Raw genomic sequence first — 15,575 nt, 5'->3', positions numbered from 1 at the left:
ATTAGAATAACTTTTGGTCGATATGAAACTTAGAAGCTAATATATTTAGTAATTTTAAGCTCGTAGACTTATTATAATTAGTTAAGCTGTATTTTTTCAAAACTAATAAATCAGTCTACGTAATCTATAAAGAACAGATCAACAAACAATCTGAAGCGTTTCCTTTGGATTTGAAACATTTAAATAAAAAAGTTATGTCTAAAAATCTGGTTGACATCGTTACTGAGAAAGTCAAAAAATATCACGATAATACAGTCGCTCATTATAAACATTTACACGAACATCCTGAACTATCTTTTGAGGAAGAGAACACCTCATTATATATTGAGAAGCAATTACAAGAATGGGGAGTTGAATATCGAAATAAGATTGGAGGATTCGGAATTTTGGCTTGCGTAAAAGGTGCTAAACCCTCATCCAAAACAATAGCATTGCGTGCCGACATGGATGCATTGCCCATAACGGAGGAAAATGACATCGAGTTTAAATCGAAGAACGAAGGTGTTATGCATGCTTGTGGACACGACACTCACACAGCAAGTTTACTCGGTGCAGTAAAAATCATCAATGAAATGAAGGAGGAGTTTGCAGGAACAATTCTTTTTATCTTTCAACCGGGAGAAGAAAAACATCCGGGAGGGGCTAGTCTTATGCTGAAAGATGGAATATTCGACACCTATAAGCCTGATATTATTATTGGTCAGCATGCGTATATCGATTATCCAGTAGGAACGGTAGGTTTTGAACCCGGTACAGTAATGGCTTCGGCGGACGAAGTACACATACAAATAACGGGCAATGGCGGGCATGGAGCTATACCCCAAGATCTTAACGACACAGTACTGGCTGCATCTCAATTAGTTGTAGCCATGCAACAAATAGTAAGCAGACGCTCCAATCCATTCAAACCATGCGTATTGTCTTTTGGGAAATTTATTGCAGACGGAGCAACAAATGTCATACCCAACACAGTAACTCTTGCCGGATCGCTTCGCTGCATGGATGAAGAGGAGAGAAAAAAATTAAAGCCAATTATAAAAGACATTGCCATTCATACAGCCAAAGCATATGGCTGTGAATGCAATATAGAAGTATATGATGGATATCCTTGCACCTACAATGATGAGGAAGTTACACGAATGGCAAAAGCTTTTGCCGTTGAATATCTGGGAGAAGATAAAGTAAAAGGATTGCCCAAGAGAATGACTGCCGAAGACTTTGGCTTTTTCTCACAACTATACCCTACTACATTCTATAGATATGGTGTTATCGGCAACCAAAGATGTACAGGCTTACACACTCCAACCTTTCTTATTGATGAGGAAGCTCTAAAAACATCGGTAGGTACTATAGCTTACTTAGCTCTAAAATATTGTCAACCCTAATAAAAAAATAATCTCCCCCTTCTTAACCCGAGCTGTTTTAGGTTTAGAAGTAGGGAGATAATCTTTTCGATTAGGTTATACCTGCCGTCGTCAATACTGTTTAACTTATTAAATACATCTTTTATTTAAATGACAGGATATAACCCAATCTTTGAACACCTCTATTTATTAAAACACAACTTTATTCAAAAATATCTGTTTGCGAAATATTAAGAGCCCATGCAGCTACATTCACCTGAGCACTTAATGATGATGGCGCTGCCGAACTAAATGGATTACTTGTTCCAAGCCCCTTTACTACAGTCTTTATATTATAAGTATTATTTCTCTTAATATAAGTATGGCCATCTGTTGCACCTGAAACTGTAGAAGATACTCCTCCTTTATTGATAATGACAGGGAAATAAGTATATCCATTAGCATCCACACGTCCGGGAATGTTACTTACATACACATTGTTTTGTTTTACTTTTGCACGTATTACCAAAATTGTAGGATAATTCATTACATCATTTACCGGTTGATTTTCATACAAATAAAAATATGTATTATTATTGCTCGCAACTGTTGTCAAAAAGTTATCGGCCCCGGTCAAAACAGTACTTGCAGATGGGAACAGATCTCCTGATCCGGCAAGACCTTCATAATAAGCCGAAGGAGCAGCCACTGATGATGCAGAAACTAGGAATGAGTTTTTTGCTGCATTCAAAACAAACGCTGTTTGATCTTCAAAGCTATATTCACTACTTTGCCATTGCATATCTTCTATCTTCACACGCGAAACCAATCTTACTAATGAGTAAGTGTGAGGTGCAAGAGATGTACCATCTGTAACACTTGACGAGTATCCAATATAATTTTTTCCGGGAAGAATAGTCACATCTGCTAAATCTGTAGACATAGTTAAACGTCCATTGTCTTTTTCATTTTTCAAATCTGCCGAAACCTTCTTCAAATCTTCTAATGTTTTAATTAAAGAAGCATCACCTGCATAATTAGCCAATACAAAAACTTTTTTCGCACCATTGGTTACAGCTATATTATCTACTTTAGTGATAGTATTAACTGTGCTTGTTACTGTTTTGTACGCTTCAAGTGAACCATCCGCATTAAAAACAAACGCATCCAGTTTAAGCACTTTTTCTTCTTGAACAGGATTTCCGGAAGATCTTGTACCTAAACCTTCTGTTCCTGCTATTTGCAAACTAATACTAGCCGACTTTACTGATATCATTGGGCTAGGCTCTACACTATCTTCTGCTTTGTCGCAAGACATTGTCATCAAAGCAATACTTCCTAATAGGAATAAGTTTCTTAATTTCATTTTTATTTAAATTTGTTTTTTTGCTTACACAAAACCTTTTAGTTATTGTTTTTCTTTTCGAATAATATATGCTCTTTTTGAAATAAAATATAGCATACAAATTAGTGAAATCACGATTAAAGAATGTTCCGCTGGAGAATCGACTGACCTCGGGTCGGCCGTACTCATTCTAAGCTCCTTATAAAATCGATCCCTTTCGCTTTGATTACTTTTATCCTTATTGATGTTAGACCAGAAATTATTGAAATAATCAGAGAACATATAACTTTTGAAAGTATTATAGTTTGGTAAATGATTAAACATTTCAATAAGATAAGAAAAGCTTGACCAAGTACCTGTCCAATAAGGATTATCCATATATCCTGTTTCTACCTCAAAATAGGATTCAATTCGTTGAACATACATTTCATTAGTCGTATAATCATTATTGGGATTATTGGGATTTGTATATCCATTTCCATGATCATATCGTGTGTATTTCTGGCTTATTTCCTGTTCATAATAAATCTCACTGGGTAGTTGCTGTGCAACACTAAATAGAGTAATTAACATGAACGAGAATAACACGCTTATTTTTTTCATTAGATATTACTTAGATGAAACCAATTCATCTTTCTTTATAAATTATCCGCACAATATATAATGCAACAAATACAATCAATGGAAGCCATCCTTCACCTATCGGAGAATCAACCGCACCCAATTCAGGGGCATCAATATCATCATTAGGATTGTAACCTGCATAAGTTATAGGGGTTGAAGAATTTGTTTCCTCTTGTATTTGATTCATTGTTTCCGTAGATGGCAACCTGTCATTAAAAGGTGTTGCTGTCTCTGAAGATACATTGGGATTCAAACTAATTGTATTATCAGATATAGCCATGATTTTTATTATTTAATTATTTACTTTTTTTAAAGGATTAACTTGAAAGACTTCGAAGCTGTCGTTGTCTTAGCTTTCAGCAAATAGAAACCTTTGCCTACCGTTCCCTCATTAATTAAATATGTATTATCGTGGATCTTATCTTTCTTAAATACCATACGTCCCATAGTATCAAATAACTCTACTTGCTCCAATTCAGAATTAACAGACTGAATCTGGATACCATTTGTCTGGGTTATACTGATTTCATTATCCTCAGAGGCTCCCTCTTCCTCTATACCTGTTGTAGATCTAGGTCTTAATTCAATAGTAAAGCGATCTTCAAGATTTTTAGTTGATGCTTTGTCGAAGGATACAGATGATGTTTTTCGTAAATCATACTCTTTTTTTAATTGTTTATCTATTAATACTATATCGGAATATGCTGTAAAAGCTTCTATTCCTTTGACTGTTATTGTTGCAGCTCCGGTTTTAGCGGTACGAATACCAATAGGTACAATCACACTTTTATCGTCATTACCTATAAGATTAAGTTCTAAAGCTTCGGTTTCGCTACCTATGGTATATATCTCAGGAACATCTGTTCCGGGTGAAAATAATTTCTTAATATCCTCTCCTGCGGCATACTTCAACGAGGCGCCTTTGCGGGCAGCCAATATTGTCTGGCTCTGAATCTTATTCATTGTTAAGCCTATATAAATAACATCGCTCACGGTCTCACTTTGCGATCTCAATTCTACATTGTTCCCTGCTTGTGCCACAGATATATTTTGAGGCTTAAAAACCACCGAGTTCTTTCCCGGTTTAGTTTCTACAAAAAACGATTGCATTGGAGGGATAAATTGCGATAAACTTTCGGTTGAAGGTCCAGTAGTAAGACCACCCAATCCGCTCCACATTTCAGTAGCACCAGCAGTTATATAGGCATAAAATTTGCTTCCATCCCAAATTCTGTAATAGCCATAAATATTATTCACATTATCTTGTGCAAACTTCGTAAAGTCGATATGCGACATAAATGGATTACCTATAATATTAGTAGTCCCTGCCGCCACAGCTACTGTTGAAGCACCATTAGAAAACGACTCTTCAAAAAGAAATCTGTATCTATTATTTTTTTGCTGAGCAGAAAGTTTATCATGACTTACAATCCACTCTGCATCATTTGGTATGCTAGCCACATCTCCTCTATCCAGATTTTCAACAGGTGTCAACCAAGCCCCTGTAGCTTTATCATGATAGCTGTAAGAAACATCGTTGCCATTAGCTAATCTGCGAGGAAATTTATAAGGTGTTCCCGTAGGAAAACTTGTATCATTATAGTTTAAACCATTTGCTTTTCCATTTACCCAAAGAGCAAAACCTTTACCTGTGCGTAAACTTTCCTCAAGCTTTGCAAAAGGCGTAGAAAAATCTCCCACAACATACCCCGTCCGTCCATCAGGATTTCTACTGCTGGCAACATTAAAATACATCATAAATATTTTAGGAGATTCTGCATTTGTCCACGTCATATCCCCATGATAATCGGCTGAATACATATATCGCAAGGGATCAGATAACATATACCATCTGTTGCGCTCTGGATTCATTTCAACAAAAGCCTTTCTATACAGTAGTTGTTGTATTTGTCCTACACTTGCACCATTCTTGAATGTTATATCTCGGCAAGCATCTCCGGCAACCAAAGTCGGATAAGTAGCCGCACCTTCAGATATAGTAACATCTGTACACCAAATAGGAGCCCCCGTTCCTGTTACAGATTCCCAATTTGCAGAATCACTCCACTGAGATGATGATGAAGTCTTTTTCCATGTGGCAGCAGCAGGGTGCACAGTCATACTTAATGTTTTTACAACATTACCCGCCTCATCTTTAATCGTATAATCGAAAGTTCCTGAAACAGTTTCTACAAATTCCAGATTATATTTAGCATCAAAAGCTCCCTTCTTCACTGTACCTCTGTACAATGAGTAATTTGTTCCTTCTGACATACCTGTTCCCGACAACGATACTTTGATAGAACATAAAGTACAAGAAGCATCGTATTTTGCGGTAATAACAGGAACGATTTTCTCTTTAACTGTTATTTTTATTTTTGCAGAAGCCTGACCTGCTGAATACTCAGCAATAACATAAGTAATATCAGGAATCGTAAATGGCATATTTAAATCGGGAACAGAGCGGAAAAGAAAAGTTCCATCCTGATTAAGAGTAATAGTTCCCACCAAAACATTCTCTTTATAGATTTTAGACGTTGTTCCTGCAGCATATTTAATACCATTAACCTCGTATTCAACTACCGTAAGTGCATCCCCTGCATTGCCAGGGGCATCGTTAGTTAAAACATTCCCTGTAAGATCGGTAGCTGGTGGTGTAGTATAAACATCATCTTTTGCAATCGGATTTACTACTACTAAACATTTATCTAATTTTGTTAATGTTATCCCATTAGAGTACATGCGACATTCGCTAGTAGTTTTGGTATATACCGATAGTCTATACAATCCCGCTGCACTAGCTGTATAAGTACTCTGAGTTGCACCCGATACATCTTTAAAAGTATTGCCATTTTTCACCTGCCACTGAAAAACATAAGATGCAGAGGGAAAAGCTTCAGGAGCAGAAACTGACAATGTATAAGTTCCTTTAGTACAATCACTCACTGTGGTTTTAATTTGAGGAATAATAGCTTTCATACTCAAATTATCTAAAGCTAAATCATTACCTACACCTCCACTTACATTATTTCGAAAAGCGATATATATCTTCTTAATACCACAAGGAACAACATAATCAAAGTAGGTATTTTCCCAAACTCCAATTTTTGACATCGTTACAGTTTTTGTGGCTTTTACAGTACTAAGCTTAGTAGCATCGCTATCTATAACAAATGCTACAGAAGGAGCAGCCCCCGTATTATTGAGTTGCGCTAAGTCTAATGACATACGATATGCCTGACCCGATTCTACCTGAATTTCTTGGCTATAAAAAATTTTCTTCGAGTCCTCATCTGCATTTACAACCATAAAATAGTTGCGTGGATTTTGCAGATCAGTTTCATACCTGTCATATAGGGTTATAGGCCAAGGTTTATCGTTTAATGAAGGCAAATGATACATACCACTAGTAGAAGTAGCTATAATATAGTAGCCGTTGTTAGGAGCATGAGGTGCTACTTGCCATGAGTTTTTATTAGATTTGTCGGGTAAATTATTAGCTACACCAGAGTACCAAGCCTCTGTCATTCCCCACTTATAAGAAGTTTTAGCTCCGTTCACTTCAGTCAACGGTTTACCTACAGTCATGTTAGGATTAATAGGAACTTCTTTTAAAACATTATTAGAAAACACAGTATGTGCAGGTTGATAATAGATGCTGAATTTCGAAGCATCTAACAGTGGGTAGATATTTTCTCCTACCCCATTATCTCCATTTTTTCCTCTAGAATCAATGGTTCCAAAATTTCCTTGTAGTACTTTCTCCGGTCCATAAACTTGGGCAGAAGAGATAAATGTAAAGATTGTAAAGAAAAAAGCGAAAAAAGAGCATTTGTTAACAACAACTTTAGTAGTCCTCTCTATTTCCATAAAAAATTAGATTTGTTTGTTTCGTTTACTGCAAGATATGACCTGCTATAATTTTAGCAGTTATTAAGTTCTACTTTGTTTATAACCGTTAATTTTAGCGGTTAACACAAGAGTTTCTCTCTACCAGAACCATACAAGGAGGCAAACTACCTTATATTCGGCTCAGTACGACACAAAGGAAGCGGTCAACGTTAATTAATTAACACTGATATTCCATTACTTAACACACATTTTTTCGGGGTCTAATTCAAGCGATCCTTTGATTCAAGTAGCATAATTTAAAATTCTGATTATTATCTATATGTCAATTTAATTCCTTATATTCTTTTCACCAATATTTTAGCATCTCTGCCTACAATTTCACAACGAAAACATTAATATCAATAGATTATTCAAGTAGCACAAATTAACAAGCTTGCACTTTGAAATACAATAAAGAGACTTGAATTTTTAAGATGGAGGGAAAGATATTCATTGATTCACATCTTCCTTTTTTTTTAATAACATACCTTTTGATTTACTATTTTCCGGGGAGTAAAAGTATATATTAATTGCGCAAGTCAATCACTATATTTAGTGTTTTTACTATATTCCTCGCAACCATTTTCAGAAGAAAGGTGGTAAAAATTGACAAAAAAGGAGTTTCGATGAAAAAAATAATCTGAAACAGACACAAACCAACTAAAAAAACAACATCTTAAAATGAAAAGAGGATGCTAAACAGACTAAGCTCCTCCAAAAAGAAGAATATATTTAAATTATAAAAAAAAGAGAAATAGTATTAAAAAAAAAAGGATTAATCTCGCCCAACATTCGCAACAGCTATTCTCTGCTTTCTAAAAAAAGCAAACCTATCGACCTCTCCACTCTGCGTGATCAAAGTAGAACAACGCTTAAGAGACTCAATCCAATTTTTTTGAGCATCTGACACTTTCGAATTTTGAGAATCAAGACCATTTACAGCTAACACTCTAAGATGAGAGTAACCCACAACATCAGACTCTATATGAGAATGCGATGCCTCTAGATTAACATTAGCCAAATAGAGAGAAACCTTTGTACCAGTCTTATACATCCCCGATATTGCAATAACTTCCAATTCATTTATTAATGCGAAAAGATCACTTTTCAACAATTCAAGCTCTTCAGGGGTAATTAGATTTAATTTAAAAAAATAATTTATATCCTTAATTACTGAATTAAATATATCTCGATCCAAAATATGCATCGCTTCTTGAATACTTCTACTCTCTTTGATAAAAGCAGCCTGCATATCCAGAACTTCCTGAGTAAACTGTAATTCGGAAAAGGAGACGTAAGACTGTGTATTACTTGCTTGGTAAAACCATCGGTAAAGTCGGAATCGAGAAAGATTCTCGAAAGGCAAGTAAAAAGAATATGGAAGTGTATTAAAAGCAAATACAGCTTTTAACTGTTTTTGAGAGCTCATCCTTTGAAAAAATTGAATATAATCGTTAAGCCTCGAACAATAATCTTCCATAAGATTATTAACATCCAACATATTAAGATGAAAGACAGCTCTTTCCTGATTTTTCACTCCCAAAATAGCGTCCAAAGAAAAACCCATATGCAAAGACAATTTAGCAATCTCTTCAAAAGTAAAAGGAACCTCACCTCTCAACCTCCGATAAATTGCCTCTTTACCAATAGGCAAAACATCCATCAACTCATTAATAACATTACTATTCTTAGGGATTGAACCTTTTATCGCAGAAACAACCTGATCATTTAAATTGTATTTGTCCTTCATACTTTTCAAAAATGGATGACTAACGTTTATAAGTATTAAATAAAATCTATTAATTAAAATTCTAAAATATTCGATAGCTCCTCAATGTTAAATAAAAAGAGGTAAAGCCGCGTTTAACAAAAAATATCACCTATTATTACATCCATAAATTATAATATTTAAAAATGCGGGGTTCTTTCTCGTAATATCTTCCCATAAAGACCACAGACCTACTTAACCATTAGCATATAATGCCCAGCCAGCTTGTGATATAGAAACATTTAAAAAGAAAATTAGTTCAACATCACAATCGTTAAAACAACAAGGTGACACAATAGAGACTTTTTTTCACGAAAATAAAAAAAAGAGACAACTATCACATGATAGAAGTCTCTTTTCTCTTTTTTCTTACTTTTTTCTTATTTTCTTAGAATATAATCTTCTTCAATCTCTCCCTTTATTTTATTACCATCAATATCAAGTTGAGTCAAAGTATTCTCACCTACAAAATATTGATTTGGTTTATCTTCTCCTTCTAAAGTAATAGTATTACCTTCCTTGTTCCACGAATAAGCTCCTTTGGTATAAAAAGCCTTATCACCTTTTCCTACATAAAGTATCTTTTTATTGTAAGTACTATCGGCCAATTCAATCATTACATCCATACCACTACCCGAAGCTGTTGGTAAAACTCCCTTATACACTCCTTTATAATCAAGCGAATTCATAGCATTGTGCTCATCATCCACCACTGTTACCGTATCCGATCCTTGTAAAGTAGCACCATCTGGTTGCCCTGCTTGTTGAGGTTTGTTATTACAACTAAATAAGACTACCGAAAACAATAAAACAATTCCCTTTTTCATATTATTAAATATTTAAATTTCTAGCTTTTGGTAAAATATAACAGTCCGAAAACTGAAAAGGTTTACCTTTCTTTAAAAAGTTAACAAGTATATATATAAATTTCCAAAAATAAGTATTCTTATAAATATACTTTTCCTTTTCTGACGAAATACACCTACATCTTTACCTGGATCATATAAGTATAAAACAGAAAAATTATATCCTCACCTACTAAAAATCCGACATTAAAATAAAAAGTAGAGATAACTTCATTGTCTTTAATCTATCTGTCAGCACAATAATTAAAAAACTTTGAGTAACTTTATGCGATTTTAAGAAGTAAAAAAGAATTATGATTAAACCGATTACAAAAAGTATCGATTTAGGTGATGGAAGGTCTATCACCTTAGAAACAGGTAAATTAGCAAAACAGGCAGATGGTTCTGTTATGCTAAGAATGGGTGACACCATGTTATTGGCAACTGTGTGTGCCGCAAAAGATGCAAATCCAGGTGTAGATTTTATGCCTTTGCAAGTTGAATATAAAGAGAAGTTTGCTGCGGCAGGTCGCTATCCCGGAGGTTTCCTTCGAAGAGAAGGGCGTGCTTCGGACTCTGAAATCCTAGTATGTCGAATAGTCGACCGAGTACTACGTCCTCTATTCCCCGACAATTACCATGCTGAAGTATTTGTTACTATAACAATGTTCTCTTCAGATGGCATAGATATGCCTGATGCGCTGGCAGGACTTGCAGCTTCTGCAGCTCTAGCCGTATCGGATATTCCTTTCAACGGTCCTATCTCAGAAGTTAGAGTAGGTCGTATTGATGGAAAATTTGTAGTAAACCCTACATTCCAACAGCTTGCACAAGCAGATATGGACATTATGGTTGGTGCTACTATCGACAATATTATGATGGTGGAAGGCGAAATGAAAGAAGTTTCGGAAGCAGAAATGCTTGAAGCTATCAAAGTTGGACACGAAGCTATCAAAGTACAATGCCAAGCTCAAATCGAATTGATGGAGCTATGTGGTACAACTGTAAAAAGAGAATATTGTCATGAAGTAAATGACGAGGATTTACGCAAAGACGTTTGGGAAAAATGTTATGATAAAGCATATGTTGTTGCTGCATCATGTAACACAAACAAACACGAACGTATTGCTAACTTCAAAGCAATTGTTGACGAATATAAAGCAGCTTTAACTCCTGAGGAGTTAGCAGAAAAAGGTGCCTTGATCTCCCGTTACTATCACGATGTTGAGAAAGAAGCTATGCGTCGTTCTATCCTTGATGAAGGAAAACGTCTTGATGGTCGTAAGACTACTGAGATTCGTCCAATCTGGTCTGAAGTAGATTATCTACCAGGAGCTCACGGATCGGCTATCTTCACTCGTGGTGAAACTCAATCGTTGACAACTGTTACTTTAGGTACTAAAGTAGACGAGAAAATTATCGATGATGTATTATTCAACGGTAAAGAACGTTTCTTGTTACATTATAACTTCCCTCCATTTTCTACCGGTGAAGCTCGTCCACAAAGAGGCGTAGGTCGTCGCGAAATTGGTCACGGAAACTTGGCACACCGTGCTTTGAAACCAATGATTCCTGCAAACTATCCATATGTAATACGTATCGTATCTGACATCTTGGAATCTAACGGATCATCTTCAATGGCAACTGTATGTGCTGGAACTCTAGCTCTTATGGATGCTGGGGTAACCATTAAGAAACCTGTAACAGGTATCGCAATGGGTCTTATTTCTGAGAAAAAAGGAACAAACTTCGCTGTACTTTCTGATATTTTAGGAGACGAAGATCACTTGGGAGACATGGACTTTAAAGTTTGTGGAACAAAAGATGGTATCACTGCTACTCAAATGGATATCAAAGTAGACGGATTGTCTTTTGAAATCTTAGAAAAAGCATTGAACCAAGCTCGTGAAGGTCGTTTACACATCTTAGGTAAGGTATTGGAAACTCTATCTGGACCAAGAGAAGATCTTAAACCAAATGCTCCACGTATCGAGATCGTAATGATTGCTAAAGAATTTATCGGTGCAGTTATCGGACCTGGAGGAAAAATCATACAAGGTATTCAAGAAGAAACTGGTGCTACTGTTACTATCGAAGAAGTAGATAACCAAGGTCGTGTAGAAATATCTGCAACCAACAAAGCTTCTATTGATGCTGCAATGGCTCGAATTAAAGGTATTGTTACAGTTCCTGAAATTGGAGAAATATACACTGCAAAAGTTCGCTCAATAATGCCATACGGTGCTTTCTGCGAATTCTTACCTGGAAAAGACGGTTTACTTCACATCTCGGAACTATCTTGGGATCGTGTTGAAACAATCGAAGAATCAGGTCTTAAAGAAGGTGATATGATAGAAGTAAAACTGGTAGATGTTGATGCTAAAACAGGCAAAATAAAACTATCACGTAAAGCTCTTCTTCCTCGCCCTCCTCGTCCTGACAGACCTGTAGTAAAAAAAGAAGGTGATGCTCCTCAAACAGAAGCTCCTGCTGCTGAATAAAAGAATCAAAGATTCTATTTATATAGAAATAGGCTATTCCAATTGGAGTAGCCTATTTTCATATTAATATGTAGGAATCAATATTATGGTAAACCCACTTAACATTTTGATATAAGGTTATGATTACTTATCGTAATTCAGATACCAGTGGATTCTATACTTATCAATTTTTAAAACATGCCAAAGAGTATATTGTTTTGCGAAAAAAAATGATTCTTAACCTATCTGCTGAATAAAAAGTTTCACAGCTAGTCAATACCCATACAGGTCGCTAAAAAAACAAATATGTCCATATAAATAATCAACATATGGACATATTTATTATTTATCTAACAGCCTAAATTTCCACTTCTGATATACAGTCTATTTTATGAATAATAGACCATAAGCTAAGACCTTATTTTCCGTCCTTCAAAAAAGAAACCATATTCTCTATTGCCTTTTGAGATAACCGCTCTTTAGATTCTCTTGTAAAGCCTGCCGACTTATCATAAAGTACAATATTCTCCATTTCTGAAAATTCTTTATAATACACCCCCGCTCCATCTGCATCGAAAAATGCAAAAGAAGTTTTGTCTGCATTCATAAACTTAACAAAAGCATCTTTATCAAACAAAGGACCAAAGGATGTATTAATGAATACCGAATTTTTCTTCCTACATGCAAATTCTTCTTCATTGACAAGAACAGTATAACGAGGTAAGTGCAGAGTAACAACATCACTTGTAGCCATCAAATCTTTAAGAGGTAAAAACTCCGATCCTCTAGCCTCTTCATCAGCTTTGCGCGTTTTGCTATAATAGTAAACCTTCATTCCGAATGAGCGAGCAGCTGCAGCAACCATCTGACCTAAAGTACCCATACCAATTATACCAATACTCTTTCCTCCAAGTTCGCTAGGTTCTTCTCTCCATTGATATTTGCCATATCCTTTGCCTAGATTGATCAATTGACTAAAGATAAACTCAACAACACCTTCGTCTCCGTAATCTTTTACGCCTTTTACAACGATACCTCGCTCTCTTGAAGCTGGAATATCAACACTAGACGTTTCTTCGCTAAAAAGACTACAACACATACCAATATATTTGAGGTTGGGAGCAGCAGCTATAATTGCAGGAGTAAGTCGTGTTTGAAAGCTCACCAAAACGCAATCGCTATCACCAATGCGTTCAATTACCTCTTCTTCTGACGAAGGATGGCTCCAATATAATTTAAGAGGTTCGGTTGATAGTTTTTGAATTTCAGGAATTGCATTCTCTGTTAAACGACAAGCATCGATCATCGTTATTTTTTGAAATTTCATAGAAGATTATTTTTAAAATATATAATTAAGGTATCAGACCTTTTCGTCCAATCATAAAAATAGCTGTAGTGGTTAACTACAACATATTAGCACTAATAGAGTATTAGCAAGCTTCAAACATACCTAATAAAAACCAATTTACCTAAAAAGTCACCATGTCTACTACCCTATCTATATCAATAAAACAAAAACGCTTTCGGAAATATCCGAAAGCGTTTTTTATCATTAATTCTTTATTACAGCGAATGACGAATTACATCATTCCACCCATTCCGCCACCCATAGGAGGCATTGCTGGACCTGCATTTTCTTCTTTCTTATCCGCGATAATACATTCTGTTGTTAAGAACATACCTGCGATAGATGCAGCATTTTCAAGTGCTACACGTGCAACTTTAGCTGGGTCGATAACTCCTGATGCTACTAAGTCTTCATAGATATCAAGACGAGCATTGTATCCGAAGTTTCCTTTTCCTTCACGTACTTTTTGTACTACTACAGCACCTTCTCTTCCACAGTTGTTTACAATCTGACGAAGTGGCTCTTCGATAGCACGTTTGATGATTTCGATACCAGTAGTTTCGTCTTCATTTTCGCCTTTCAAACCTTCAAGAGATTCAATTGCGCGAATGTATGCAACACCACCTCCAGGTACTGTACCTTCTTCGATAGCAGCACGAGTTGCAGATAGAGCATCATCTACACGATCTTTTTTCTCTTTCATTTCAACTTCTGATGGAGCTCCTACGTAAAGAACTGCAACACCACCTGCTAATTTAGCAAGACGCTCTTGAAGTTTTTCACGATCGTAATCCGAAGTTGTTTTTTCGATTTGAGTTTTGATTTGACCTACACGTGAAGCGATTGCAGCTTTATCTCCTGCTCCGTTTACAATTGTAGTATTGTCTTTGTTGATAGTAATCTTATCAGCAGTACCAAGCATGTCGATAGTAGCTGCATCTAATTTAATACCTTTTTCTTCTGAAATAACTACACCACCTGTAAGAACTGCAATGTCTTCCAACATTTCCTTACGACGGTCGCCAAATCCTGGAGCTTTTACTGCTGCAATTTTCAACGAACCACGAAGACGGTTAACTACCAAAGTAGTTAATGCTTCAGAATCGATGTCTTCTGCAATGATCAATAAAGGACGTCCTGATTGAACTGTTTTTTCTAGTATTGGCAGAATATCTTTCAATACCGAAATCTTTTTGTCATAGATAAGAACATATGGATTCTCTAAATCAGCTTCCATTTTTTCAGTATCAGTAACAAAGTATGGAGATATATAACCTCTGTCGAATTGCATACCTTCAACTACATCTACGTAAGTTTCAGTACCTTTTGCTTCTTCTACAGTAATTACACCTTCTTTTTTCACTTTACCCATAGCCTCAGCAATCAGCTTACCGATAGTTTCATCGCCATTTGCCGAAATTTTAGCTACGTGCTCTATTTTTTGCAAATCGTCGCCAACTGCAACCGATTGAGATTTCAAGTTAGCAACAACTTTAGCAACAGCTTTGTCGATACCACGTTTCAAATCCATTGGGTTAGCACCCGCTGTTACGTTTTTCAAACCAACACTGATGATTGATTGAGCAAGTACAGTTGCAGTAGTTGTTCCGTCTCCTGCATCATCGTTAGTTTTAGAAGCTACTTCTTTTACTAGTTGAGCTCCCATGTTTTGGAATGGGCATTCCAACTCTACTTCTTTTGCTACAGTTACACCGTCTTTAGTGATATGAGGTGCACCGAATTTTTTTTCTACAATAACATTACGACCTTTAGGACCTAAGGTTACTTTTACTGCATTTGCTAATGCATCGACGCCTTTTTTTAGTTCGTCGCGAGCATCAATATTAAATTTAATTTCTTTAGCCATGATTTTTTCTAATTCTTTAAAACGTTAGAGATAAATTTAAGGTCTCAGACCTTTTCATTACTTG

10 protein-coding genes are annotated in these 15,575 nt (G+C 35.9%); 2 read left to right on the top strand and 8 right to left on the bottom strand.

Annotation, left to right across the window (positions count from 1 at the left end; genetic code table 11):
* Positions 1–194 precede the first annotated feature (194 nt).
* A complete protein-coding gene (locus IR022_RS18365; protein ID WP_194204820.1) occupies positions 195–1,385 on the top strand; it encodes a M20 family metallopeptidase in 1,191 nt (396 codons plus the stop codon).
* Positions 1,386–1,566: 181 nt separating this feature from the next.
* On the opposite strand, the gene IR022_RS18360 is transcribed toward IR022_RS18365, so the two are convergent.
* The 6 genes from IR022_RS18360 to IR022_RS18335 all read right to left on the bottom strand — a co-directional run bounded on the left by IR022_RS18360 (position 1,567) and on the right by IR022_RS18335 (position 9,798).
* Positions 1,567–2,709: a fimbrial protein gene (locus IR022_RS18360; protein ID WP_194204819.1), complete on the bottom strand. Its 1,143-nt coding sequence runs from the start codon at positions 2,707–2,709 to the stop codon at positions 1,567–1,569.
* Between the two features lie 42 nt (positions 2,710–2,751).
* Positions 2,752–3,291, bottom strand: coding sequence for a hypothetical protein (locus IR022_RS18355; RefSeq protein ID WP_194204818.1), 540 nt, complete (start codon positions 3,289–3,291; stop codon positions 2,752–2,754).
* A gap of 25 nt (positions 3,292–3,316) precedes the next feature.
* Positions 3,317–3,592: a hypothetical protein gene (locus IR022_RS18350; protein ID WP_050709432.1), complete on the bottom strand. Its 276-nt coding sequence runs from the start codon at positions 3,590–3,592 to the stop codon at positions 3,317–3,319.
* A gap of 29 nt (positions 3,593–3,621) precedes the next feature.
* Positions 3,622–7,182 carry a T9SS type A sorting domain-containing protein gene (locus tag IR022_RS18345; RefSeq protein WP_194204817.1) on the bottom strand — a complete coding sequence of 1,187 codons (3,561 nt, stop codon included), beginning with the start codon at positions 7,180–7,182 and terminating at the stop codon, positions 3,622–3,624.
* Positions 7,183–7,978: 796 nt separating this feature from the next.
* Positions 7,979–8,953 carry a hypothetical protein gene (locus tag IR022_RS18340; RefSeq protein ID WP_050709430.1) on the bottom strand — a complete coding sequence of 325 codons (975 nt, stop codon included), beginning with the start codon at positions 8,951–8,953 and terminating at the stop codon, positions 7,979–7,981.
* A 398-nt stretch (positions 8,954–9,351) separates the two neighbouring features.
* Positions 9,352–9,798, bottom strand: a complete 447-nt coding sequence (locus IR022_RS18335; RefSeq protein WP_050709429.1) for a copper resistance protein NlpE — start codon at positions 9,796–9,798, stop codon at positions 9,352–9,354.
* Between the two features lie 332 nt (positions 9,799–10,130).
* On the opposite strand from IR022_RS18335, the gene pnp reads away from it, so the two are divergent.
* Positions 10,131–12,317: a polyribonucleotide nucleotidyltransferase gene (gene pnp, locus IR022_RS18330; RefSeq protein WP_194204816.1), complete on the top strand. Its 2,187-nt coding sequence runs from the start codon at positions 10,131–10,133 to the stop codon at positions 12,315–12,317.
* A gap of 397 nt (positions 12,318–12,714) precedes the next feature.
* Here the strand turns inward: pnp and IR022_RS18325 are convergent, their stop codons facing one another.
* Together IR022_RS18325 and groL are read right to left on the bottom strand one after the other, a co-directional pair.
* Positions 12,715–13,623, bottom strand: a complete 909-nt coding sequence (locus IR022_RS18325) for an NAD(P)-dependent oxidoreductase (RefSeq protein WP_194204815.1) — start codon at positions 13,621–13,623, stop codon at positions 12,715–12,717.
* Between the two features lie 253 nt (positions 13,624–13,876).
* A complete protein-coding gene (gene groL / locus IR022_RS18320) occupies positions 13,877–15,511 on the bottom strand; it encodes a chaperonin GroEL (RefSeq protein WP_050709426.1) in 1,635 nt (544 codons plus the stop codon).
* Positions 15,512–15,575: the final 64 nt, after the last annotated feature.

The sequence above is a fragment of the Dysgonomonas sp. GY617 genome, assembly GCF_015233815.1.
In the GTDB taxonomy this organism is placed as follows: domain Bacteria; phylum Bacteroidota; class Bacteroidia; order Bacteroidales; family Dysgonomonadaceae; genus Dysgonomonas_A.
The sequence above is the reverse complement of the archived record's forward strand: the minus strand, read 5'-3'. Positions and strand labels throughout refer to the sequence as shown.